This is a genomic window from Bartonella sp. TT110JLCBS (assembly GCF_042193405.1).
Lineage (GTDB): Bacteria > Pseudomonadota > Alphaproteobacteria > Rhizobiales > Rhizobiaceae > Bartonella.
This window is the reverse complement of sequence record NZ_JBHILT010000079.1, coordinates 1-2,017: the sequence shown is the minus strand read 5'-3', so window position 1 is coordinate 2,017 and position 2,017 is coordinate 1. Positions and strand designations below refer to the sequence as shown.

The following is a 2,017-nucleotide window of genomic DNA, read 5'->3' as shown; positions in this document are numbered from 1 at the left end:
AAAAAAATTGACATCTTTCTCATTCGGAAAGATAGCTTGGTTAAGCTTCATGTCGCTTTTTCATTGGAACAAAAGAATGTATTTGACATTGTAATAATTGTATCTTATAAGTTACAAATGTTTACAGTATACAAAACAGAGCATTTTATAAAATGGCTAGATTCTTTAAAAGATGAGATTGCGCAAGCGCATATTGTTAAACGGATAGCAAGAATAGAAACGGGATTTCTTGGAAATGTAAAATTTTTCCGTGGAATTGGAGAGTTAAAAATACATCATGGTCCTGGCTATAGAATCTATTTTGTAAAACAAGGTAAACAAATCATTTTGTTATTAAATGCGGGTGATAAATCTACACAACAAAAAGATATCGAAAAAGCTCTTCAATTAGTAAAGGAAATGAAACATGGAAATTACTAAATTTGACACAAGTGAATATTTCAAGACACCTGAGACACAAAGGATTCTTTTAGAAGATGCTCTTGAAAGCAAAGATAGTAAGTATCTTGCCCATGCTCTTGGTATAATAGCGAAAAACCAAGGAATGAGTAAAATCGCCCAAAATACAGGGCTATCAAGAGAGTCTCTTTATCGTTCTTTAAGTGATAAAGGCGACCCACGGCTTTCTACTTTTCTCAGTGTTTTGAGTGCTTTAAATTTGCAGATTAGCTTAACGCCTATCCAAAATAATTGTAAGGAACAAGCAGCTTTAGAAGAAGCATCTTGACTACCTCCCCACCTTTAAAGATGGGGAAGGGAGGTATTTAAGCAATCTTTTAAATGAGGGGCTCTACATCTGGTTTATAACCTATCATGTATCCTCTTCGTCCATATGGATGACGCCTTCGCCTTCGTCGCATGCGTTTGGTGGGGCGTTTGGATCAAGGGTATCATCCTTGTCTGGTGTTGTGTTTGCAACGTTTCCAGCTGTGTCTTCTTGGGCTTCATCAAAAAGTTCGCATTCTATTTTTGTGGTGTAACCACCCGTTTTATCAAGTTTGTGCTTAACACTTTTGATACGCCATTCTGCTGGAATATAGGGGCGGAAAGGGGGCTCTTGAACAAGCTTTGCTTCTGCTTGCACAAACGGATCACCACCGATATCACATGAGAAAGAAGACTTACCGCGTGATGATTTATTGCGATAAGCAGCAATGGCTGCAACAGCCTCTGATTGGTTATGGTAGGTGTATTTGAGTTCATGAAAAGGCTCTTTACCAACCTTGACTTCCTTTTTTTCACCAGTGCGGATATCATGATAGCTTGCGATAACACCGCCTTTTTTCTCTTCTTCTTGCTCGTTCTTTTCAGATGTTTCGGCTGCTGTCTCTACTTTAGGCAAATTGGGGGCGTCACTTTCGTCCATATGGATAACATCTTCACCTTCCTCAATCTCTTCTGGTTCTCGTGCATCAGCAGCGGCTTTTTGGTCGTCCCCCACATCTGTTTCTAAGCCATTGGCTGCACCTGCTTCATCTCGTGCGCTGTATTTAAAATCCCAAGAGGTACAATGTTTTTCATGGATAACAATAACGGGGAGTGTTTCACCAGTGATGGCTTTGCCTTCGCCCCGTTTAGCCAAAACAAGCTTGCCATCAACGGGTTTTGCTACCGCATCATAGTCTTCTGCAAGGCGTGTGGCAAAAGCCATATCGCTTTCAGAAGTTTGATCAATGTGACGCACAACAATTTTAGCAAGAGCAGGGTCAACTTTTGGTGTATAGCCATTACGCTGTGCTATCTCTTGAACAATACTGCCAAGGGTTTGCTGGTGATAGGATTGGCTTTTGGGTGTTCTGTAAGACGTGTTCATTGATGCGGCGCGCCCTGTCACGCTTAAGCTTTGTGGTGGGCTGCTTACAGAGATTTCGTCTATCAGATAGGATCCCATATCGCGGTTTTTCCCGCCTTCATAGCCAAGTGTGACAGAAATGATTGTTCCGATAAGAGGAATATCAAGAAAGCCGTTATCACTGTCACGCGCACGGTCATCAAGCTCTATAGTGATACGATCACT

General features: G+C 41.1%; 3 protein-coding genes. 2 read left to right on the top strand and 1 reads right to left on the bottom strand.

All coding sequences use genetic code 11. From position 1 onward, the window contains the following. The first annotated feature begins 117 nt into the window (after window positions 1-117). Window positions 118-420 carry a type II toxin-antitoxin system RelE/ParE family toxin gene (locus ACFILW_RS09525; protein WP_212113015.1) on the top strand — a complete coding sequence of 101 codons (303 nt, stop codon included), beginning with the start codon at window positions 118-120 and terminating at the stop codon, window positions 418-420. After that, window positions 407-727, top strand: coding sequence for an addiction module antidote protein (locus ACFILW_RS09520; RefSeq protein WP_273783426.1), 321 nt, complete (start codon window positions 407-409; stop codon window positions 725-727). Before ACFILW_RS09525 ends, ACFILW_RS09520 begins: the two co-directional genes overlap by 14 nt. 84 nt (window positions 728-811) lie before the next feature. Here ACFILW_RS09520 and ACFILW_RS09515 read toward each other — a convergent pair. Further along, window positions 812-2,017, bottom strand: a 1,206-nt coding sequence (locus ACFILW_RS09515; RefSeq protein WP_375685690.1) for a contractile injection system protein, VgrG/Pvc8 family, incomplete at its 5' end; no start/stop codon positions are given.